Annotated in this window: 18 protein-coding genes and 1 pseudogene; 3 read left to right on the top strand and 16 right to left on the bottom strand. The window is 38.3% G+C overall.

Annotated features, from left to right (window positions below; translation table 11 throughout):
- From AC1DCY_RS23905 to AC1DCY_RS23885, 5 genes are all read right to left on the bottom strand, one after another.
- Positions 1-184 (bottom strand): hypothetical protein (locus AC1DCY_RS23905; protein WP_477354199.1); only part of this gene is annotated, 184 nt, incomplete at its 3' end.
- A gap of 898 nt (positions 185-1,082) precedes the next feature.
- Positions 1,083-3,176 (bottom strand): beta-propeller domain-containing protein, encoded by a 2,094-nt coding sequence (locus AC1DCY_RS23900; RefSeq protein WP_477354196.1) that lies wholly within the window; start codon positions 3,174-3,176, stop codon positions 1,083-1,085.
- A 145-nt stretch (positions 3,177-3,321) separates the two neighbouring features.
- Positions 3,322-4,515, bottom strand: coding sequence for an acyl-CoA dehydrogenase family protein (locus AC1DCY_RS23895; protein ID WP_477354193.1), 1,194 nt, complete (start codon positions 4,513-4,515; stop codon positions 3,322-3,324).
- A gap of 10 nt (positions 4,516-4,525) precedes the next feature.
- Positions 4,526-5,698, bottom strand: a complete 1,173-nt coding sequence (locus AC1DCY_RS23890) for a saccharopine dehydrogenase family protein (RefSeq protein WP_387086268.1) — start codon at positions 5,696-5,698, stop codon at positions 4,526-4,528.
- A 26-nt stretch (positions 5,699-5,724) separates the two neighbouring features.
- Positions 5,725-7,203, bottom strand: a complete 1,479-nt coding sequence (locus AC1DCY_RS23885; protein WP_477354190.1) for an aldehyde dehydrogenase family protein — start codon at positions 7,201-7,203, stop codon at positions 5,725-5,727.
- 611 nt (positions 7,204-7,814) lie between these two features.
- Here AC1DCY_RS23885 and AC1DCY_RS23880 point away from each other — a divergent pair.
- Positions 7,815-8,615 carry a TIGR00266 family protein gene (locus AC1DCY_RS23880; RefSeq protein WP_477354187.1) on the top strand — a complete coding sequence of 267 codons (801 nt, stop codon included), beginning with the start codon at positions 7,815-7,817 and terminating at the stop codon, positions 8,613-8,615.
- A gap of 365 nt (positions 8,616-8,980) precedes the next feature.
- Here the strand turns inward: AC1DCY_RS23880 and AC1DCY_RS23875 are convergent, their stop codons facing one another.
- The 4 genes from AC1DCY_RS23875 to AC1DCY_RS23860 form a co-directional block, all read right to left on the bottom strand.
- Entirely contained in the window at positions 8,981-9,943 is a 963-nt protein-coding gene (locus tag AC1DCY_RS23875; protein WP_477354184.1) for a 2-hydroxyacid dehydrogenase, read from the bottom strand.
- Between the two features lie 624 nt (positions 9,944-10,567).
- Positions 10,568-11,851 carry a protoglobin domain-containing protein gene (locus AC1DCY_RS23870; protein ID WP_477354205.1) on the bottom strand — a complete coding sequence of 428 codons (1,284 nt, stop codon included), beginning with the start codon at positions 11,849-11,851 and terminating at the stop codon, positions 10,568-10,570.
- 256 nt (positions 11,852-12,107) lie between these two features.
- Positions 12,108-12,941: an undecaprenyl-diphosphate phosphatase gene (locus AC1DCY_RS23865; protein ID WP_477354181.1), complete on the bottom strand. Its 834-nt coding sequence runs from the start codon at positions 12,939-12,941 to the stop codon at positions 12,108-12,110.
- Between the two features lie 138 nt (positions 12,942-13,079).
- The gene (locus AC1DCY_RS23860) at positions 13,080-14,159 is read right to left on the bottom strand and encodes a metallophosphoesterase (protein ID WP_477354179.1); all 1,080 of its coding nucleotides are present in this window, start codon (positions 14,157-14,159) and stop codon (positions 13,080-13,082) included.
- Between the two features lie 444 nt (positions 14,160-14,603).
- Between AC1DCY_RS23860 and AC1DCY_RS23855 the strand changes: the two genes are divergently transcribed.
- Entirely contained in the window at positions 14,604-15,752 is a 1,149-nt protein-coding gene (locus AC1DCY_RS23855; protein ID WP_477354176.1) for an acyl-CoA dehydrogenase family protein, read from the top strand.
- Between the two features lie 801 nt (positions 15,753-16,553).
- Here AC1DCY_RS23855 and AC1DCY_RS23850 read toward each other — a convergent pair.
- The 5 genes and pseudogenes from AC1DCY_RS23850 to AC1DCY_RS23830 all read right to left on the bottom strand — a co-directional run.
- Positions 16,554-16,808, bottom strand: coding sequence for a hypothetical protein (locus tag AC1DCY_RS23850; RefSeq protein WP_477354173.1), 255 nt, complete (start codon positions 16,806-16,808; stop codon positions 16,554-16,556).
- 41 nt (positions 16,809-16,849) lie between these two features.
- Entirely contained in the window at positions 16,850-19,045 is a 2,196-nt protein-coding gene (locus tag AC1DCY_RS23845) for a sensor histidine kinase (protein ID WP_477354170.1), read from the bottom strand.
- Between the two features lie 15 nt (positions 19,046-19,060).
- Positions 19,061-19,216, bottom strand: coding sequence for a hypothetical protein (locus tag AC1DCY_RS23840; RefSeq protein WP_477354167.1), 156 nt, complete (start codon positions 19,214-19,216; stop codon positions 19,061-19,063).
- A complete protein-coding gene (locus AC1DCY_RS23835; RefSeq protein ID WP_477354164.1) occupies positions 19,194-19,886 on the bottom strand; it encodes a response regulator transcription factor in 693 nt (230 codons plus the stop codon). The genes AC1DCY_RS23840 and AC1DCY_RS23835 overlap by 23 nt, the downstream gene beginning before the upstream one ends.
- A 200-nt stretch (positions 19,887-20,086) precedes the next feature.
- Positions 20,087-20,278: pseudogene (locus AC1DCY_RS23830) on the bottom strand (EamA family transporter); the annotation flags it as partial.
- A 191-nt stretch (positions 20,279-20,469) separates the two neighbouring features.
- Between AC1DCY_RS23830 and AC1DCY_RS23825 the strand changes: the two are divergent.
- The gene (locus AC1DCY_RS23825; RefSeq protein ID WP_477354161.1) at positions 20,470-20,700 is read left to right on the top strand and encodes a MerR family transcriptional regulator; all 231 of its coding nucleotides are present in this window, start codon (positions 20,470-20,472) and stop codon (positions 20,698-20,700) included.
- Positions 20,701-20,751: 51 nt separating this feature from the next.
- On the opposite strand, the gene AC1DCY_RS23820 is transcribed toward AC1DCY_RS23825, so the two are convergent.
- Positions 20,752-21,738, bottom strand: a complete 987-nt coding sequence (locus tag AC1DCY_RS23820; protein ID WP_477354158.1) for a homoserine dehydrogenase — start codon at positions 21,736-21,738, stop codon at positions 20,752-20,754.
- Between the two features lie 672 nt (positions 21,739-22,410).
- Positions 22,411-22,716 (bottom strand): hypothetical protein, encoded by a 306-nt coding sequence (locus AC1DCY_RS23815; protein ID WP_477354202.1) that lies wholly within the window; start codon positions 22,714-22,716, stop codon positions 22,411-22,413.
- Between the last annotated feature and the right edge of the window lie 188 nt (positions 22,717-22,904).

Here is a 22,904-nt window from a genome sequence, read left to right as displayed (position 1 = left end):
CTGTCGCTTCGCTTTCGCACAGATAAAAAACATTGTTGCTGCCGCTTCGCTTTCGCACAGATAAAAAACATTGTTGCTGCCGCTTCGCTTTCGCACAGATAAAAAACATTGTTGCTGCCGCTTCGCTTTCGCACAGATAAAAACATTGTTGCTGCCGCTTCGCTTTCGCACAGATAAAAAACATTGTTGCTGTCGCTTCTTCGGAAGGTGGATGTCGATAAAAAGTGAAAGTTGGTAGATAAAACGCGAAAGTTAGTAGATAAAATTCAAAAGTTGGTAGATATTTTATTAAAACGTATGCTATGTGAATTAGTTGGTTGGAGTGAGTCTAAGCGACATACTAAAGTAAAAGGATTCACGCACAGTTTTGTGTGTGAATCCTTTTTGCTCTTCGGAAGGTGGATGTCGATAAAACGTGAAAGTTGGGCGATAATTCCTGAAAATGTCCCGATCAAACTAAAAAGTTGGGATATCATTTTGTTAAAACGTATGTCATGCGGATAAGTTGTTTGGAGTGGAGACTGGGTGACTCCTCAGGGATTAGCAATAGAGGAACGAAGTCTAAAACCATCACGTCCTGTAATAACGCCTTCGTGACCAACATCCTGTCGCTGCCGCTGCGTTTGCACTACGCTTTCGCACAAAAAACACCTGTTGCTCCGAAATCCTGCAGCGAAGTGGCTCATCGGACGCCCCAAAAAAGCGCCCAGCCAGAACGGAAATCAACCATACGTTATTGTGATGAATTCATTTTCATATGAATACTTTGAAGATTTATCGGAACAAAATCTCATTTTATCGGAACATTTTCTCATTTTATCGGAACAATTTTAGCTTTTATCGGAATATTTTCTCGTTTTATCGGAACAATTCCAATTTTTCTCTACTATGAACAACTACTTGGGGATCAGAGCCACAGACGAGACCTTCAGCGAAGCGACAGCAACAACAAAAGCAGCTCACCGGACGCCCCCAAAAAAGCGCTTTGCAAAAGAGCCTTATTTAATAAGACGCATTGACTTAATAGTTCAACAACATGAAAAGTCCAATAAACTCCACCTTGAGTTTATTGGACTTTCTTTTTATTTGATCGTTAATGTATCAAGTGGTTTGAAGTCTTTTAGCTGATAGCTCTTCACTTCATTGTTCGCTACTGTGTAAAGAGCGTCATCTATATAGACTACTCTTTGTACACGCTGCTCCCAACTTTCATACTGATCGCCAGTGCCTTTATGAACAATATTTCCTTTTAGTACGATTCCTTTATCTGCAGTGATTTCATAGATTTGTGCGCCTTGACCTTTGTAGACGATTTCATCACCCTTCCCTGCATCATAAAGGACAACTGGTAAACCAAAGTAATTGTATTCCTTATTGCGGAATAGCGCTTTAGGATCGTATTGAACTTCGGAGTACGAGCCTTTTCCACCGATTTTTACTGTTGATTGTTCCTTTGGATTTTTGAAATCTGAAACATCAAACAATGACATTTTCATGTTAGTTGTGACTGTAAAATTACGCTTCGAATATGCATCATAGCGTTCTTCGGTATCATAGCCAATGCCGATTAAATGTGTATCGTCTAATGGATGTAAATAGTTACTAAAGCCTGGAATCTTGAGCTCACCTAGCACAGTTGGTTTTTTCGGATTTGCGACATCAATAACAAACAATGGATCCACTTGCTTAAATGTTACTACATATGCTTTTTCACCCATAAAGCGTGCAGAATACACTTTTTCACCAGGAGCTAAATTCTTTACTGCACCGAGCTCTTGTAAATTTTTATCTAAAATAAATAGGTGGTTTCGTGATATTTTTTGTTCATCCCACGTATTTCCTTCAGTTGTAACGATGCGGAAATTGCCTTCATACTCATCCATTGAGTATTGATTTAACACTGATCCTTTTACTCCCGTAGTACCTACGAAATTCATAGCAGTTCCATCAATATTCCATTTAAAAACTTGTGTATCAGTTGTTCTTGGCATCCAAATCATATCCATCATGCGACCAGCAGCAGGCACTGGATTTCCATCATAAATGGGTGTTGTTAAATAAAGTGCATTCTCCGACATATAAAGTCCACTACTACCACCTAAGTATCCCTTAGTATTCGCAGTTGTCTTTGCGCCATTTTTTAAATCCAGTGCTGTAATTAAGCTATAGGTTCCATCCATTGTATTTGGTAAAATAGAAATTTTCTCTAGAGGTAAGCTCTTATATTCTTTTCCTTCTACACTATCAAATGTTTTCGGTTTTAAATCCGGCGTTTTTTGCTCTCTAAGCATCCAATAATTCGGATACATATTACCGATTAAATATAATGTGTCATTTGTAATTCGAATATCTTGTAAATACCCCTCTTGCCCCACTTCACGTATGAGCTTTGGTTTCTTTGGGTTTGAAATATCATACAAAGTAGCTGTCGTCATGCTTGTGCCTACTTTTTCTAAATATTCTCCCCCAATTGCTATTAATAAATTATCATATAATGCTAGCTTCGAAATATATTGTGATTCCTTCAGCTTGATTGTTGTCGCTAGCTTTAAATTTTTCGGATCTTTAGCATCTACTACAGTAATGCCATGATCTTTTACAGCATAAATAAAGCCATCTTTGACAACAACAATATCTCCTTCTTCCACTCCTTCGACTTGATTATTCGTTGTAGAGGAGTTATCTGCACTCGCTTTGTCTTCGCTCTTCGCAATTTCTTCCTTTGCTTCATAATCCCGACCTTTTTGTGAGTTCGCTAAAAGTGTTTTGAAATATTGTTGTAGTTCTTTTTCTGATTTTACAGCTTCAAGCTTTTCAATGATGGTAAATGCTATTACTTGCGATGTTGTTTTAGGTCCATCTAGTACAAACGCTTCTTTCTTCACATGTAATTTATAGCTTCCCGGAGCTAAATCGCTTACGATAATTGTCTTTTTATCTTCTCCGAATGTTACTGTTGCTGTTACCTTTTGATTTTTGCTATTTGTTACGTAAACATTGTCTTCCGTTATTTTGCTTTCTTTTAGTGCCTCAGTAAAGGATACTTGCCAGCTATGCGTTGTCGTACTCGCACTTGCTGTCTGTGCCTCTACTTTTGGGGCCGACATCAACATAAAAATTCCTGGCAAAATAGCTAGTGCGGTGATGAGTAAAATTGCTATCCACTTATTTTTCATCAATTTACCTACCTTTCATAAATTTGTTTAATCGTTTATTAATTAGACTACCAAAGAACGTAAGAGTTACATTTTTCTGAAATTTTTATTGCAGCAGTTTTTGAAATACACAAAAAGAAAAACGAGAGGGAGCGAATCCCTCTCGTTACTCTTCAAACGGCCATTTTGGTAGCATTTTTGGTAAAGGCTTATCTTGACGTTTTCCCAATACGTAGTCAGCCTGCATAATTGTATGAATTTCACGTGTACCCTCGTAGATAACCGGTGCTTTCGAGTTACGTAAATAACGAGCGACTGGATATTCATCCGAATAACCATATGCTCCATGAATTTGGACAGCATCATCCGCAGCTTTATTGGCAAAATCACAAGCCTGCCACTTTGCTAATGATGTCTCTCGCGTATTACGTACACCTTTGTTTTTCAACTCTCCAACACGATATACAAGTAAGCGGCTCATTTGATAGCCCGCTTCCATTTTGGCAATCATTTGCCCTACTAGCTGGTGCTCCCCAATAGGTTTACCAAATGTTTCACGTTCATGACAGTATTTCACACTCGCCTCGAGACACGCTTGAATAAGACCGACAGCACCTGCAGCTACTGTAAAACGACCATTATCTAACGCAGACATTGCAATTTTAAAGCCTTCTCCCTCTTCTCCAAGGCGATTCTCTACAGGTATACGTAGGTTTTCAAAAAAGATCTCGCCGGTATTGCCAGCACGAATACCGTATTTACCTTTAATGGCCTTCGATGTAAAGCCCGCCATGGAACGCTCTACGATAAACGCGCTAATGCCATGATGCTTCTTCGATTTATCAGTGTAGGCAAAAACGATAAAATGGTCAGCTATATCACATAAGGATATCCATGTTTTCTGTCCATTTAAAACGTAAAAATCTCCATCCCTTACAGCGGTGGTAGACATTGCGGCTACATCTGACCCTGCCCCGGGCTCTGTTAAACCAAATGCCCCAATCCGAACTCCCTTTGCCTGCGGAACAAGATATTGCTGTTTTTGAGCCTCTGTTCCCCATTGCATTAAGGTCATGCTATTCAGGCCAGTATGAACTGAAACAGCCGTGCGAAACGCTGTATCTCCACGTTCTAGTTCTTCACAAACGATGGCGAGTGCATTGTAATCCATTCCACTGCCACCGTATTGTTCTGGTACACAAACACCCATTAAGCCTAGCTCAGCAAGTCTCGACCAAATCTTCGGATCGAAGCCACCCCCAGCATCCCACTTCGCAATATGTGGAATAATCTCAGCATCCACAAACTGCCGCACTGTTTTACGTAGCATTTCTTGCTCCGTGGTAAATTCGAAATTCATGACCAAGCACCTACCATTTCACAATCATTGCTGATATATGAGACGTCTCCTTAATGACAACACCACGTTTTGCCATCTCTTGAATATAAATATCGCCCGGTACAATTGATTCAGGTGCAAATACACCGCGCTCTGTAATTTTATTTTCCCCAATCATTTGAGCTACGACAGAAATTGTATTTGCTGTCGCACGAGCCATAGCCGTTTCATTAATTGTCATATCTTTACGCACAACCATTTCGAACTCATAAGTCACTTGTTGTTGCGCTTTTTCACCCGCTACAATTACGCGCAGTAGCACTGCATCTGGTTTTGTACCAAGCTCAAGTTTCTTTTTAAGTGCCTCACGAACAACTGGGCGCACAGAAACTTCTTGATCTTCTACCTCTACCTTATTACTAGCATCGAGGAATCCTAAATCTGCTAATAGCTTAAATTTCTCTGCATGTCCTTTATAACGAATCGTTTTATATTCTAGTGTTTGGACATTTGGGAATGTCTTATCCAACGTCGATATACCGCCAGATGTATAAAATGCCTCAAGCACACCAAAATCTTTGAAATAAATAGGTTCAACGCCTGATAATGACGGAACTTCTTGAAGTTTACCTTTTAGAATCACTTTTGATGGCTCTGTGTAATGATCAAAGACACCATCTAGAGAAAATACGCGTGTGTAGTGAAGAGGTGGTTTCGGCTCTGTAGGAATGCCGCCTACAAATAGTTTAATAGATTCTACCTCATCTAATTTCGAAGCACCGTAACCCGCTAAAATGTTGACCATACCTGGAGCAACACCCAAGTCCGGAATAATGGTTACACCTTTTGCCTTTGCTTCTTCGTCAAGATCTAATATTTTTTCAGTTACACCGCCAATATGACCACCTAAATCCACGGAATGAACACCAGCTGCGATTGCCGCTCTTGCTACACGCTCATTAAAGGAATAGAATAATGCATTAACGACTACATTGCCCTTTGAGATAACTTCCATTAACGAGTCATCGCGCTCAGCATGAAGCTCTACAACCTCAATCTTATCTGTATTTAATGAGTCCACAAAGTTCTGCGCTATATTCACGTCTATATCCCCTAGAAATACACGCTCCACTTTGCTATTTTTTATTAAATCACGAGCTACCTCTTTCCCCATTAAACCTGCACCTAATACAACAACTTTCATCAAGAACATCCCCTTTCATTGATCTGTTATTCTGTATCGATTTGTGCTCTTTGTAATTTACCGCTATAGTCTACATAAATACTTTTCCACTCTGTATAAACATCTAAGGCAGCTACACCCGAGTCGCGGTGACCGTTCCCCGTGCCTTTTGTGCCGCCAAATGGTAAATGGATTTCAGCACCTGTTGTGCCAGCATTCACATAAACAATACCTGTATCTAAATCTCGTTGTGCGCGGAAAATCGTATTAACATCTTGTGAGAAAATTGAACTGGATAAGCCAAATTTCACGCCATTGTTTACTTCGATTGCTTCATCCAAACTTGCTACTTCAATTAGAGAAACGACCGGACCAAAGATTTCTTCCTGTGCAATAATCATGTCAGGCTTCACGTTGGTAAATAATGTAGGCTCATAATAAACCCCTTTATCATAAGGAGGCTCAGATAGAATTCTACCTCCAGCTAACAACGTCGCCCCTTCCTGTTTGCCGATTTGCACATAGTGATTAATCTTTTCTAATGCGGCTTTGTTAATCACAGGTCCGATTTTCACATCTTCATCCAGGCCGTCCCCAATTGTTAGCTTTTGCATTTCGTCTAATAGACGTTTTTCTAGTTCTTCTCTTACATCTTTATGCACGATCACTCGACTACATGCTGTGCATCTTTGTCCAGCAGTACCAAATGCACTCCATAAAATGCCTTCAGTGGCTAGCTGTAAATCGGCATCATCCATAACTATGACTGCATTTTTTCCACCCATCTCTAATGAAATCTTCTTTAGGTGTTTACCACCTAGCTCTGCTACCTTGCTTCCTGTTGTTGTAGATCCGGTAAATGAAATGACCTTAACATCTGGATGTTCAATCAATGCTGTTCCAACTGTTGGCCCCGAACCAAAGACAATATTTGCTACTCCGCCTGGTAAGCCAACCTCTTCAAAAATTTTGCCCATCTCATACGCCATCATTGGCGTCTCATTCGACGGCTTCCAAATGAACGTATTGCCAGCAACTATTGCAGGGAATGACTTCCAAGTAGCAATAGCTACAGGGAAATTCCACGGAGTTATTAAACCTACAACGCCAATAGGTGCCCGTACACTCATGGCAAACTTATTGGCTAGCTCTGACGGTGTTGTCTCCCCAAATAACCGTCGCCCTTCACCAGCCATATAATAGGCCATGTCTATCCCTTCCTGTACTTCACCTCTAGCTTCTTCAATAACCTTCCCCATCTCTTTTGTTAAAACGGTCGCCAAATGTTCTTTCTTCTCTTTCATTTTTTGACCGATGGCATATAAATAGTCAGCACGTTTAGGTGCAGGTACTAATGCCCAGCTTTTTTGTGCATTTTTTGCAACTGTTACCGCTTCATCTACCTCACTTGCAGTAGATAACGGTATTGTAGCTAGCTGCTCCCCATTAGCAGGGTTGGTCACTACTATACTTTGTACATGTGAATGTGTTACCCATTCACCGCCGATATAGTTTTTGATTTCCACTACATACACCCCCTGAACTATCTATGGTGCCTCTGCCTCATTGTTACCAATCGCATTGCTTCAGACAGATATCATCTATTACTCTATAGTATATAAAATTAAATATGTCAAAATTCCGAATTTTTAATATATAGAGGTTAAGAGCATGCTTTTGGATCAATAACATCGGTGACAATCGTCAGAGGCTTTATTTTCTTTTAGCTGAACATTGATGCCTCGGCATAATTGCGTCCGGAATCGGCTTTGTTCTTGGGCCTGCGTGATGCAGGTCAGTTAGCCGTTATCGCATGGATGCAATGATTTTAGGCTAACATCCTTTGTTAACTCCTTTTCGATTCCGTGACATCCGCCGGAGGCTTTAACTTCTTTCAGCGAATGTTTTTTGTACCGAAAGCGTAGCGACAGGTACAGATGTTTGATACCCGCTAAAAGAAGTTAAAACAATCACAAATTTTCAGCTGAGATGAAAATAAAAAATACTCATTCTAGTTTTTTATATTCGACATTTACTAGCTTATTCCCTTTTTTTCTAAAATATTTAATTGTGCAATGAAACTAATGCAACTTATAATCGTATATAATAACAAAATTATTTTTTGGAGGAATCCTTTATGAATAATCACGAAATTGACTACAAATTATATGGCGATGATATGCAATACGTGCAAGTTGAGCTTGACCCCCAAGAAACAGTAGTAGCTGAAGCTGGAGCTTTAATGATGATGGATGATTCTATCCATATGGAAACTATCTTTGGCGATGGTTCAAGAGGAAGCCTAGAAAGTGGTCTTATGGGTAAATTATTTGGGGCTGGAAAACGTCTAATTACAGGTGAAAGTTTATTTATGACGACATTTACGAACTTTGGTTCAGGTAAACGTCATGTGTATTTTGCCTCTCCATACCCTGGTAAGATTATTCCAATGGATTTAAGCCAATTCAACGGTAAGATTATTTGTCAAAAAGATGCATTTTTAGCTGCTGCAAAAGGAGTTTCAATCGGCGTTGAATTCCAGAAAAAAATCGGTGTTGGCTTCTTCGGTGGTGAAGGCTTCATTATGCAAAAGCTTGAAGGAGACGGCATGGCTTTTGTACATGCAGGTGGCACTATTCACGAAAGAACTCTAGCACCCGGTGAAGTATTGCGTGTTGATACAGGCTGTTTAGTTGCTATGACATCTGATGTAGATTACGATATCGAGATGGTCAAGGGCGTAAAAACTGCATTATTTGGCGGTGAAGGTATCTTCTTCGCTACTTTAAAAGGTCCAGGTAAAGTATGGATTCAATCATTACCATTTAGCCGATTAGCAAGCCGCGTCTTTGCTGCAGCACCAATTTCTCAAGGCGGTGGCGGTCAATCTAAAGGTGAAGGTGGCATTGGCGGTTTATTTGATATGTTTAATAAATAATCGTTGCTATTTATTAAAGGAGCACATCTTATTACGATGCGCTCCTTTTTTAATATAGAGAGGATTTTCACTAGTGGTGAGGTCCCAATGAATTAACCGTTTCAAACTTTTAGGGGCCACTTCACTATTGTTTTTAATGGTTGTAACATTTCTCTCTCCATCTTTATCGATAATACTAATATCTGATATCTTCACCTAATTTATCTGTATTGAAAAAGTAAACTGAGACTACTGCTATTAAAAAGAAAGCTATAATACTAAAAAATTTTTTTCTTTATTTGAAACACAATCTCCTGTAATTCGGAGCGAAGCGATAGCAGCAGGACGAAATTCTTCAGGTATATAAAATTTGCGTTTTATCATCATTAATCTATTCGATTCGTTACAGCCTTGCCCTGCCCATATGCGGTAAGCTCTTTAACGTTCAGCATCAGCATAGCAGTTCTAGTTTGAAGCGAGGCACTACCGATATGCGGAAGTGCTACAACATTTGGAAGCGTCAACAATGGATGATCCAACGCAATAGGCTCATGTTCAAAGACATCTAGCCCTGCTGCCCACAACTTACCATTTTTCAACGTATCATACAGTGCATTCTCATCTATAATGCCACCACGTGATGCATTAATTAGTACCGCGTCATCCTTCATCAAAGCAAGTTCCTCTGCTCCTATAAGTCCTACCGTATCATTGTTAAATGGTGTCATAATAACAACAAAATCCGATTGCTTTAAAAGATCCTCCAACGATACATATTGAAAGCCATACATTTCTTCTACCTCATGGCGACGTCTACGATTGTTGTATAAAATTTTCATATCAAAACCTTTTGCTCGTCTAGCAACAGCTTGGCCAATACGTCCCATACCAATAATTCCTATAGTGGATCCTGAAACATCTTTACCTACTAATTGCATCGGATACCAGCTTTTCCATTTACCCTCACGCAAATATCGTTCGCTTTCTGGAATTCTTCGAGCAGTCGCAAGCAATAATCCCCATACTAAATCTGCAGTCGTATTTGTTAAAACGCCTGGAGTATTAGTCGCCATTATTCCACGCTTACGCAAAGCTTTGACATCAATATTATTATATCCAACAGCTAAATTTGTCACGAGTTTGAGATTGGGTGCGTGTAATAATAACTCTTCATCGACTTGGTCAGCAATCGTTACCCACAATACTTCACAATCTGCAACAGCTTCCAATAATTTTTCCCGTGGTATAACAATTTCCTCCTCCTCCCATTGTTTGATATCATAATACTCTTTCAACGGCTCAACTATATGCTCTGGGAACTTTCGTGTAATAAATAATTTTTTTTTCATATTCCGAACACCCCTCAATTCAATTCGCATATAGCGTAACACTTAGAACGCTCATTTTCTAGGGATTTCTTATCTTTACATATGTAATCGTTAGTCCTTTTTATCACTCTACAAACTTCATCCGTTTATTTATTGTTTTATCCTTCAGAAAGACGATTTTGTCCTATTATTTATGAAAAATAAAACAAGGCTTATTAGTTGAGAATGGCATTTTATTCAAACGATTTGTTCATGAGATTAAGTTGCGATTCCTTGAGGATCAGCGATAGAGGAACGAAGGCTAAAACCCCCGCAGCGAAACGTATGTATTCTGTGTGAAAGTGAAGTGCTAACGAAGCGACAGCAACAATGTTTTTTCTGCGCGATAAGCTTGTGATGAATTCATTTTCATATGAGTACTTTGAAGATTTATCGGAACAATTTTAGCTTTTATCGGAACAAAATCTCATTTTATCGGAACAATTTTAGCTTTTATCGGAACAAAATCTCATTTTATCGGAACAATTTTAGCTTTTATCGGAACATTTTCTCGTTTTATCGGAACAATTCCAGTTTTTATCCGCCCAATCAACCACACGGCAAGGTAATAACAAAAAAACTATGCACAGGCTTTATGCATAGTCATTAGAAATCTCTGATTGTTGTATCTAATCGATTGGCAGCTTGTTTTAATTCCTCGGAAGATTCTCCAATTGATTCTATAATTCCTGACAATTCCGTTATTTTCAGGCCGACGTTTTGGAAGTTTGAGATAGAACCGTTTACTGAACCAGATATTGCATCGAATGCTTTTAAAGACTCTGCGTTTTGCTCAATACTATTGTTCACCAGCTCTTGGATTTCATGAATTGCTTGAACAACTTGGTTTGTAATTCCATTAGACATTGTTATGAGATCCGCGATTTGTTCAACCGAACTTTTCGTCTGATCTGCAAGCTTACGAACTTCGCTCGCCACGACCGCAAAGCCTTTTCCATGCTCCCCTGCACGTGCAGCCTCAATAGCCGAATTTAACGCCAGTAAATTTGTTTGGCCAGAAATACTTTTCACAATTTCAATTACAGCATTGATTTTTGAGGAAGAGTGGTCTAATTGCTCCACCATATCCGACATTTCAACTGTCTTATGATGAATTTTTCCTGTTTGCTCATTAATTAATGTAATTTTAGAATAGCCTTCAGAAGACACCTTTTGCATTGTTTTTGCCTCATCGATACTTTCCTTCAAGTATTCATTCACTTCCTTGGCGTTATAAACAAGTTCGGTCACTGTTTCATTGGTATTATGAGATTGAGTCTCTAGCTGCGTAGATATCCCACCTATAACTTCCTTAACATGTGCTCGAACATTATCCTGTTGCTTCTCAATTAATGTATTAGCATAATTATCATATTCCTCTAGGACAATCTGTTGTTCGAAATTACAGATTTTACTGATGGCATCACAAAACTTTTCTTCTTCGTCCCTCGATAATTGAAGCTTATAAATAATCTTTCTTAAAAATTTTTCAAGATTTTGAAAGGCTGCTAAATACCACTTAGGATACAAGTTAATCTTCACATGCATTCTCGCTACTCGCCTTCTCTTCTCCAAAAATGCATCGTCTATACGCCCTTCGAACATTTCTATAATATGATGGCGCAAAGTTTGGCGTAACCGCTCACTAGAGCTATACTTTTCAATAACCTCACGTAAGGCTGGCACACTTTCAATTGCTTGATAGAATGCCGCCACTACCTCTACAACATTTCGTTCAATATACGGTTTTAAACTTCTAATTAACTGCAAATCTTCTCTAGTTAAATTTACTAGATTTAACTGTAATAAACGTTCCTGATCTTGAATAATAACCCCTATACTTGATTCATCAGTAATCTCAATTGTATTCTTCTTAGACTTATTTCCCATTTGAAACAATTTATCCACCTCATTGTGTCTATGTCTATCCTACCAAATATAATCCGAAAACAAAAAACTCTCTGAATTCATTATAAGTTCTTTACAACTGTAATGACAATATATAGGAAAAAAATATCTATTTTCGCAATCAGCAATAATCTATCATACTCTCTAACAATACTTATTAACTATTTATTTTTTCCTAAAACAAGATAAAAACGCAAAAAAAAGCCACTCATTCTTAATAGAAGAGTGACTATATTATTTACATAAAGATAATAACAGCTAGTACAGCAGCTAGTACTATACGATAAATAGCAAATGGCATTAATTTCACTTTTGAAATAAGTGCTAAGAAGAATTTAATTGATAGTAATGCAAAGATAAATGAACTAATGAAGCCTACTGCGTAGAATCCAAAATAATCCATAGATAGCGTATCCCAGTTTTTCAGTACAGATACTAAACTAGCACCCGCCATAATTGGTACTGCCATAATGAAAGTAAAATCTGCCGCCACGCGGTGACTCATTCCAAATAGTACACCACCAGATATTGTTGCACCTGAACGGGAGAACCCTGGCCAAAGTGATAAACATTGTACTAACCCTACTTTAAATGCTAAACCATAAGAAATTTTATCTAGAGAATCCACTTTTGGTCTTTTCGGTGCTAATTTATCTGCAGCAATCATTAAAAGTGCTCCAGCTACTAAAGCATAAATAACATGTTCTACTTTAAATAAATGATCATCGATAAAATCTTTGAACGCAAAACCTAATATAACTGCTGGCAACATACCTACAATAACATGTAGTAAGTTGAAGTGGCCTTTCACTGATTTCGATTGGCCATCAATTTTATAAAGTCCAACTAAATTTAACATTCGTTTCCACATAACAACGACTACGGCTAAAATAGAGCCTAGCTGTACAACGATTTTAAATGTATTGGCGGGATACATCCCTAAAAACTCCTCTGTCTTTAGCCACATATCGTCCACAATAATCATATGACCTGTCGACGACACTGGTGCAAACTCTGTCATTCCTTCGACAAAGCCTAAAATAAGCGCCTTTAATAATTCAATGATATCCACGTTGTCACCTTACCTTTTGTTAATTAAATACAAACATATTATAAAATACACTTTTTCATAAACTATGACTATGGCATTCAGTTATGAGACATCACCATAATATAGGGATTATTTCGAGCCTCTAGCCTCATTTACCAATTAACGAAAATTTATATCCACAACCCATAATTCAGAACGGCTGCCTATTCGCATTGGAGGACCCCAAAAGCCAAAACCTGATGAAACAAGTGTATGCATTTTCTCCTTCATCTTATAACCATAATCGAGTTCAAATACACGAGCAGTTATATACTGATTTGGCCATAGTTGACCTTTATGTGTATGCCCTGACATATGGAAGTCTACGCCCATTTTTGCAGGCGTAATTAAATCATTTGGGGTATGATTCATGACAAACCAAGGCAAGTCATCTGCTGTCTTCAATGCATCTAGTGGCTTTCTATCCTTGTTTGTAATATCCTCTTGCCCCGTTAATACTATCACATTATCGATTCTAATAGTTTCATCACACAAAACTTTTACATTAGCATTTTCCATTTCTTTGATAAATTCAGGGATTTTCTTGCCATAGTACTCGTGATTGCCCAGCACACCATATACCCCATATGTAGAGGTTAATTGCTTCATCACATCTGCCATTCCCTCTTTAACAAACCATTTAGGGTCGTCATCTACAATATCCCCGACTAAAAAGACGATATCCGGCTTTGCTTCATTCGATAAAGTAACAAAGCGCTGTAAATGTCTTTTATTTGAAAGAACCCCTAAATGAAAATCTGATGCCACTACAACTCTCATCGAATCTAGCTCACTACTCTTTTTATCCATCGTTATTTCTAAATGACGGACAACAGGTGAATATGCTAAATAAGTACCTACAATACTTAGTACAAAAAACATAGCAATTGCTACACTTCCAATGATCTGTACACTATTAAAAGGACTTAGCCAAATAATCAAGTGTGCTACCAAGCAAAGCGCTAATCCGTATTCAAAAATAAACATCCAATAATTATGGATTATTGAAAACATTCGTAAGGACTCATGAACTCTACTAATAACAATACTAAACGCAATGATATACAGTACTAACCAATATAAAATTGGAAATTGGAACCACCCCATTGCCACAAGCCACTGTCTCAATCCCCATCCTAAGTAAAAAGTTAATGCACTATATAAACTTATTAAAAGAATTCCACCGATTACTTTAGGCATTTCAGCTCCCTACTTTCATATAGTCTTAGTTGATTATAGCACTATACTTAAAATTCACATTTGCATTAAGTATTTCTTATAGAAAGTAAGTACGAAAAGACAACAAATAGCTCATGATATCAAGTGTACCTATTGCTTGTAATTTAATCGTATGATTTACATGACAATCTAATTATGAAAGTGACAATTTCGTAATTTAGGCGATTACACGGAGTCGTATACAACATCCATCACTGAAGGCGATCGACTCCCGTTGGATTAAAGATGAGGCTTTGGAGCGCTCATCGGCACCCAAGGAAGATCCCCTCTAACAACTCAATCTAATTATAAGATTATGTAAAAAATCAATGAATAATATACTTTAATTTTTCTGAATCTTTCGGTAACATTGTAATTGCAAGAGAAAATTTACGGATGTACGGGAGAAAAAAGGGGTGTTGTTATATGGCAAAATATAAATTCGAATCAACAGAGCATGAGTTATTTCGCAAAACCTTACGTAAGTTTTTAGCAGAGGAAGCTGAGCCACACTATCCACAATGGGAGAAAGATCATCTTATTCCACTTGAGTTTTGGCGTAAGCTTGGGGAAATGGGCTATCTATGCCCTCAAGTAGAAGAGCAATACGGCGGTCTCGGACTCGATTTTAGTTTTGGCGTTATTATTCAAGAAGAGCTTGAGCGTGTAGGCTCGAGCCTTATTGGAGTTGGTCTGCATAACGATATTGTCGTGCCTTATATTGAGGCATACGGCTCGAATGAGCAAAAATCACGTTGGCTACCGAAATGTGTTACAGGTGAAAATATTACAGCAATTGCTATGACAGAGCCCGGTACAGGCTCAGATTTGGCAAACATCCAAACAACTGCTATTCGAGATGGGGATCACTATATCGTCAACGGACAAAAAACATTTATTACAAATGGTATTCATACAAATTTAGCAGTCGTTGCTGTAAAAACAAATCCTCAGGCAGAAAAAAAACATCGTGGCATTAGCCTCCTTGTCATTGAAGACGGGACTCCAGGCTTCACGAAAGGTCGTAAACTCGAAAAAGTTGGCATGCACGCACAGGACACAGCCGAGCTATATTTTGAGGATTGTCGCGTACCTGTAGAGAATCTCCTTGGCGAAGAAGGCAAAGGCTTTAACTATATGATGGAAAAGCTACAGCAAGAGCGTCTAGCAGTAGCCATCGCGGCACAAACGGCAGCTGAGGACATGCTTGCTTTAACAATTGATTATGTAAAATCCCGCTCAGCTTTTGGAAAGTCAATTAGTGACTTCCAAAATACGCAATTTAAAATAGCTGAAATGGCGACAAAAATCGAACTTGGCAAATCATTTTTAGAATCTCTAATAGAGGAACATATCGCAGGACACGATGTTGTGACAAAAGTTTCGATGGCAAAATACTGGATAACGGAAAATGCACGTGAGCTCGCTGTCCAGTGTATGCAGTTACATGGTGGCTACGGTTATATGGAGGAATACAAGATTGCTAGAAGATATCGAGATATTCCTGTCATGTCCATTTATGCAGGTACCAATGAAGTGATGAAAGTGATTATTGCCAAGAATTTGGGCTTATAACTAAGAAAGATTATTATTCCTTTGAAATTAAGGTGTGAAATTGATTAAAGTATGGCTCTTCGGCAAAATGATAGGCCGAAGTGACGGATTGAAACCTAAGCGACGGATGTAAGCCTAAACGACGGATGTAAGCCTAAACGACGGATTCAAGTGCCGTAACGACGGATCGAAACCTAAGCGACGGATGTAAGTGCCGTAACGACGGATGTAAAAGCCTAAGCGACGGATTCAAGTGCCAAAACGACGGATTGAAACCTATGCGACGGATGAAAGTGCCGTAACGACGGATGTAAAAGCCTAAGCGACGGATTGAAGTGCCAAAACGACGGATTGAAACCTATGCGACGGATGAAAGTGCCGTAACGACGGATGTAAAAGCCTAAGCGACGGATTCAAGTGCCAAAACGACGGATTGAAACCTAAGCGACGGATGAAAGTGCCGTAATGACGGATGTAAAAGCCTAAGCGACGGATTCAAGTGCCTTAACGACGGATTGAAACCTAAGCGACGGTTGAAAGTGCCGTAATGACGGATGTAAAAGCCTAAGCGACGGATGTAAAAGCCTAAGCGACGGATGAAAGTGCCTTAACGACGGATTGAAACCTAAGCGACGGTTGAAAGTGCCGTAATGTCGGATGTAAAAGTCTAAGCGACGGATTCAAGTGCCTTAACGACGGATTGAAACCTAAGCGACGGATGAAAGTGCCGTAACGACGGATGTAAAAGCCTAAGCGACGGATGAAAGTGCCGTAATGACGGATGTAAAAGCCTAAGCGACGGATTGAAACCTATGCAACAGATTAAAGTGCCGTAACGACGGATTGAACCGGCAAAGTAGTGGATAGAACGCCGAAACCGCGGATAGAACTGCCATAACCGTGGATAGAACAGACATAGTCGTGGATACAACGGCCATAACCGTGGTTAGAACGGCCAAAATCGTGGATAGAAACGCCATAACCGTGGATAGAACAGACATAGTCGTGGATAGAAACGCCGAAATCGTGGATACAACGGCCATAACCGTGGTTAGAACAGCCAAAGTTGTTTTTCAAAATAAAAGAACAGCGGCAAATTGTTTGCCGCTGTTCTTTGCCTATGCTGTTGGAATTCGAACGATTACCTTAAATAAATCTCCATCTACCTCAATACTCATACGGCCACCATGCAAATCTACAATGGATTGTGCAATGGCTAAGCCTAGCCCTGAGCCCTCTGTATGGCGTGAAGCATCCGCTCGTTTAAATCGTTCAAATAACTCATCAGCATTCTCGCTAATTTCATATTTAGCAACATTCTTCACCGTGAATTCAGCATCACCTTCTGCTGTACGTTTCAATGTTACATAAACACGTGTGCCTTCTAATGCATATTTCAATACATTAACAATTAAATTATCGATTAGTCTCCACCATTTTTGTCCGTCCACATACGCGTAGATTGGCTCATGTGGTTTTGTCAGGCGTAAATCTAAATGAGCCTGTGCCATATCTTCCTCATGCTCCCCTACCGCCTGCTGTACAAGCTGGGTTAAATCAACTCGAGTGCGATGAAGCTCCATATTACCACTTGCCATTTTAGATACTTCAAAAAGATCCTCAATCAGTAATTTTAGACGTTCTGATTTTTTATCAAGGATATGAATGTATTGCTTACGCTCTTCCTCTGTAATATCAGGATTTTTCAGTAAATCTGTATACGTAATAATAGATGTTAATGGCGTGCGTAAGTCGTGACTAACATTCGTAATAAGCTCTGTTTTTAAACGCTCACTTTTTGCCTGCTCATGCATAGACGTGCGTACGCCTTCCCTTAAATGATTAAGATTTTCGGCATGCCCCGCTAGTGGTGATTTGCCCATTACTTTGACATCACGGTTTAAACGACCTTCTGCCATGTCTTTTGTATCCTTCATAATTCGGTTTAAATAGCCCATTCTAGAAAGGAAGAGAAGCATGGCTGGTATACCAATCATTGCGCAGATGCCCAATACTAGAACGGGGAATCCACCACCACTTAACATTGAAGCAACAAGACTTCCACCGCCGAAAAATGCTGCCCCAATCATCACAATGGAATGTAATGCAATGGAACGATTTATAAATAAATCCGTGATTGATTCGCCAAGTGACCATAAGTAGCTAGCTTTTAAAGTCTCCTCAAATTTCTGTACTGTATTCACTCGATCATACAACCAAATTAGCTGTACAAAGAACAGCATAGCAATAATGATTAAGACGCCAATTTTTAACAACATATCCGTTACATAACTTATATAATTATATGGATAAGTAGTGCCTACAATCGCGCTAAAAGCAATTTGAGATGCTATCAAATAAACGAATGCGCTTATTAATAATAATCCAATTGAGTAATCAATTTTCATCTTTGCAAAAGCTTCTTTTCCCTTTAAGCCTTGTACCATCTGCAGTACTTCTTTGCGCCCTTTCCATGCAAAAATAGCTGCCACAATACTCGTTAACCATATAAAGAAGAAAATGTATTGACGGGTTAAAAAATTGTTATATCCCACCATGATGTCTTCTGCTTGTGCTGATTTTTTTGAGATAGTTATTATGCCAGTGTAATCAAAAGTTTCCCTAAGTTCCTCTGTATCCAAGCTGGTATCAGCTTGATAAAAAATATTGTTTAAATTACCACTGATATTTGAAGTCGTTAATGGATGTTGCTCAGTATACTTTATTTTGAAAGCACTGCTGTCTGAAACATTACCCGAACTAAATGTTTTACCTGATTCAGTGTTCGTTAATTCATAAGACCAGTGATTATTATTTTTCACAAAACTCTTTGCTTCTTCTTGCGCTGCTTTTATATATTTATCAACAAGCTCTTCCTTTTGAGTGAGAATTTTTTTGCGGACATGCTCATCATCCCCAAAATTAGTCGTAATATCTTTAATTTTGGCATCTCGCTCTTTCTCAAGCTTTGTTTTTAAATCCGTTGCATTTACATTAGTAGCTTCTTGAATACGCTCCGCATATTGGGCTTTAATATTACCTATCTGTTCTCCTAATGTTCCATAGCGATTACGATGTTCCTCAATTTCGCTTTGTGTCACCACAATTTTACTTTTTAAATCTTCAGCCGTTGGCATATTTAATACTAATGGTCCTAATTCCGACTGGAAATTATCAAGTTGAGGTTGTAAATTTTCAGATTGAAAATAAGACTTTCCAATATATCGATAACCAACTTTTGAGAACGTAAAAATACCGAATATTACCCAGATTAAACATATAAGAGCGAGAAGAGGTTTCCAATTTTTCACCATACTTTTAACTCCTCTCTAAAAAATTTTCTCGAGCAATTGTAACATCCCCGAAGAGCGGGCAGTTACTAACTGATAGGCATACACACCAAAATAAATTAGTCCAATCACCCCTGCTACAAACCCTGCAATTGTAACATACTGTTCTATTTTATTTTTCCATTTTATAGCCAACGCCCCACACCACCTTTATATAACGTGGATTTTTCGGATCTGCTTCGATTTTTTCACGTATTTTTCGAATGTGTACAGCCACAATATTTTCTGCATTGTAAGCTTCCTCATTCCATACACGCTCATAAATCTCTGTTATCGAAAATACACGCCCTGCATTTTTCATTAATAATTCCGTAATCTTATATTCGATTGGTGTTAATCGAACAGGCTCGCCTTCTAAAATGACTTCCTTTGCATCTTCATCTAATATAAGTCCGTCGATTTCCACCTTTGCGGCTCCTACATTGTACGTCCCAAGTTGTACATAACGTCGCAACTGAGATTTCACACGAGCCAATAGCTCTAACGGATGAAAAGGCTTTGTAACGTAATCATCAGCGCCTACAGACAAACCATGAATTTTGTCGCCATCCTCCGCCTTTGCACTAAGCATAATAATTGGAATATTGCGCTCTTCTCTAATTTTAAACGTCGCTGTAATTCCATCCATATTTGGCATCATAATATCTAAAATAATTAAATGTACTTCATTGTTTTCTAATTTTTCGATTGCCTCTAAGCCGTCAGCAGCTTTTATGACATTGTAGCCTTCATTCTTTAAATAGATTTCAATACCATCACGAATATCTTGATCATCGTCTGTTACAAGAACTGTTAGTTTCGTCATGATATACACCTCGCTCTCAATTAATAGTGTACCTTTTAAATCTTAAAAACCAGTTATTATAAAAATGAAGAATTTCTTAAGTTTTTTAACTCCATTCCAATCAACTTATATACAGGGCATATGTTTTGCAAAGGAGAGATCTGTAGAAAGTGCTAGTCCAATCTATCTCCTATAGCAGCCCTTCTCCATTATTAACGAAATGCCATTACAGTTTCTATTCCCCACATCTTTGTCGGCTGCGATTTCCATAGTATACATTCTAAAGCACAAAAAAAGACAGGAGCGCTACTAATCGTTACAAATGTTCCAATAGCTACACCTGTTAGACGAATTGATGAGAAAAAAAGACCTTGAAATAGTGCAATGCTCGCTGCGGCTAAAATTGTCCATTTCAATTACCATTTAAACAGAAATGTATAATATCATTTATTGCCCCTGAACCGTCAATACTCATTAACATTAATAATACAGATTTATCCAAAAGCAAACAATTACCATTTTCCTTTTTCTTTCATTTATTAACCAATAGTAGGTTTTCTATTAAAGTGAGGTTATAATAAAAACAACAAAAGGAGCGAAATTTATGTATAAAACAATTGAAGAAACAGCCATCGAACTTGGTATGCAAGAAGATCAAGTACTTCGCCTAGTTTACGAGGGCCGTATTCGTTCAGTATACGACGGGGACCAAATACTGATTAATAGCGGACAGTTCAGCACTTATTTTGAGCAATTAGACCGTATTAAAGAAGAAATTGAAATTTGGCGGAATACTCCTATTCCAGAGGATATTGATGTTAAAGATGAGGATTAAAAAAAGCCTATCATTCAAACAATTAGAACATTGGTGAATGATAGGCATCTATTATATTGTTACGACAAATCCAGCTCGCTTACCGATAATTTCCGCATAATCTTCAACCATAACACTAGCTGTTGGATACATACCTGCCCCAGGTCCAATTAGCGTTAATGTGCCAATATAATTAGTATCCAATGCTACAGCATTATTGACGTCATCAACTGGATAAAGCGGATGTTCTTTATCAACTAATTGCGGCCCAACCTTCGCGACCACTTTACCATCTGCTAGCTTCTCAACCTCAGCAACGTGGCGGAAACGCAAGCCTTTTTCACACGCTTCTTTTACTTGCTCTGCCGAAATGCTATCAATTCCGACTACTTCGACCTCAGACCAGTCTGGTTGTTCACCAAATGCCAAAGCACTTAAAATCATTAATTTTTTGAAGGCGTCCTGTCCTGATATATCATTATATGGATCTGCCTCCGCATAACCTAAATTTTGCGCCTCTTTTAATGCAGTTTCGAACGACCAGCCCTGTGAACGCATTTTCGTTAAAATATAGTTGGATGTCCCATTTAAAACACCCTGAATACGACTAACATCATTGACAAGCAAAATGTTTTTCATCGTTTTAATAACTGGTACACCACCAGCAGTCGTTGCCTCAAAGCCTACAAAAACACCGTTTGCTTTTGCAAGATCCTGTAGCTCCAAGCCTCGTTTTGCAAACATTACTTTGTTAGCTGTAATGACATGACATTTATGTTCAACAGCGCGCTTTAAATAAGTAAATGCTGGCTCCTCGTTGACGATCGCCTCAAAAACAACCTGCATACCTGGTTCCGCTAAGACTTCATCCATACTAGTTGTCATTAAATGCGCTGTACCTGGTACACGTTCACGGCTAGCATCTGTAACTAAAATTTTTGCTACTTCTAGCTCAATTCCTAATTTATTTTTAAGCTCTTCTCGCTTTTCGTTTAATATATGGTAAATTCCTTGACCTACCGTTCCAAATCCTAATATAGCTGCCTTTATAGTTGCCATTGTTGTTATTCCCTCCAACTTACATTCCGCAGTTTCATTAAATTTATTTCGTCTCAGCTTAATTCGTACAGATTTTTGAATTGTGCGCCGACTTTGCAAAGCAGGTCAATTTGCCGTGTTTCTAACACTTCTTTTTCAAACAGATAATTAGATTAAGTCATCTGAATGAAGATAAAAGAACCTTTTAAACACACACAAATTCAAATAATTCAAAATTCAACTTAAAGAAAATTGTAACGCAAATACATACATTGCACAAGAAAAATCTTTCTAGGATGGACATTTGTTTCCTCTAGACGTGCAAAAGAAATCGTTTTCATCCCTTTTATTATATGATTTTTCACTTAAATCTATAATAATTGAACAAATATTGACTTTTCTTTATCAATTATGCCTCGGCATAATTGCGTCCGGAATCGGCTTTGTGCTTTCACAAAGAACTCCTTTCCGATTCCGTGACATCCGCCGGAGGCTTTAACTTCTTTCAGTGGATGTTTACTGAAAGAAGTTAAAATAAATGCTTTTCTTCTATTATATATGTATGTAAAGACATTCATAAAAATTGTTCTTTTGAAATATATTAATAAATTTTTTTCTATATATCTTCATCGTCTAATTTAAAAAGCTCATTCCCTGTAGCAGCAGAGAATGAGCCAAAAATATGAGGGATAATTAACTAGCGTTTACTAGCAATTTATAACGATATTGTGTTAAAGCTTGTTGCATCATTCTTATTTCCTCTTGCGTAAAATTTGGTATTGCATACGTGCGTTCAACTAATTGGAATGTGCCGTATTTTAAATAGTACTCTGTCGCAGGTAGAGGAATATGACTTGCTCCATAGCTTTCATAAGCTTCGAAAACTTCTTTTATTGTATAGCCTTCCTCTTTGACATAAACCATTTCCTTAAAAGCAGAATGTCCAAAGATCTCTTGCCATTTACGCTCAACTGACGCAAGTATGTTTTGAATGGACATGTTGTTCACAAACACATGACCTTCATTTAATTCATAAATAAGGTTCTAAGTCAAATGTTGGGGTGATGTGATCTTTTAGCACGTTAACCCAGATGAACCCCGATATCTTTATACTTTAAATTTAATAAGATTTTTGCTCGAAAGTGATCGAAGCGTCGAAAGCCATATGCATTCCGTTTCATCACTTT

The organism is Lysinibacillus sp. 10T31 (assembly GCF_056394365.1).
Note: the sequence above shows the minus strand (reverse complement) of the source record. Positions and strands in the feature narration are given on the sequence as shown.

Coding starts and splice junctions, on each gene's coding strand:
- AC1DCY_RS23825 (WP_477354161.1), top strand. CDS start 20,470: ATGTATAAAACAATTGAAGAAACAGCCATCGAACTTGGTATGCAAGAA.
- AC1DCY_RS23855 (WP_477354176.1), top strand. CDS start 14,604: ATGGCAAAATATAAATTCGAATCAACAGAGCATGAGTTATTTCGCAAA.
- AC1DCY_RS23860 (WP_477354179.1), bottom strand. CDS start 14,159: ATGCCTAAAGTAATCGGTGGAATTCTTTTAATAAGTTTATATAGTGCA.
- AC1DCY_RS23815 (WP_477354202.1), bottom strand. CDS start 22,716: ATGTCCATTCAAAACATACTTGCGTCAGTTGAGCGTAAATGGCAAGAG.
- AC1DCY_RS23845 (WP_477354170.1), bottom strand. CDS start 19,045: ATGGTGAAAAATTGGAAACCTCTTCTCGCTCTTATATGTTTAATCTGG.
- AC1DCY_RS23820 (WP_477354158.1), bottom strand. CDS start 21,738: ATGGCAACTATAAAGGCAGCTATATTAGGATTTGGAACGGTAGGTCAA.
- AC1DCY_RS23895 (WP_477354193.1), bottom strand. CDS start 4,515: ATGAATTTCGAATTTACCACGGAGCAAGAAATGCTACGTAAAACAGTG.
- AC1DCY_RS23890 (WP_387086268.1), bottom strand. CDS start 5,698: ATGAAAGTTGTTGTATTAGGTGCAGGTTTAATGGGGAAAGAGGTAGCT.
- AC1DCY_RS23870 (WP_477354205.1), bottom strand. CDS start 11,851: ATGGGAAATAAGTCTAAGAAGAATACAATTGAGATTACTGATGAATCA.
- AC1DCY_RS23880 (WP_477354187.1), top strand. CDS start 7,815: ATGAATAATCACGAAATTGACTACAAATTATATGGCGATGATATGCAA.
- AC1DCY_RS23900 (WP_477354196.1), bottom strand. CDS start 3,176: ATGAAAAATAAGTGGATAGCAATTTTACTCATCACCGCACTAGCTATT.
- AC1DCY_RS23875 (WP_477354184.1), bottom strand. CDS start 9,943: ATGAAAAAAAAATTATTTATTACACGAAAGTTCCCAGAGCATATAGTT.
- AC1DCY_RS23835 (WP_477354164.1), bottom strand. CDS start 19,886: ATGACGAAACTAACAGTTCTTGTAACAGACGATGATCAAGATATTCGT.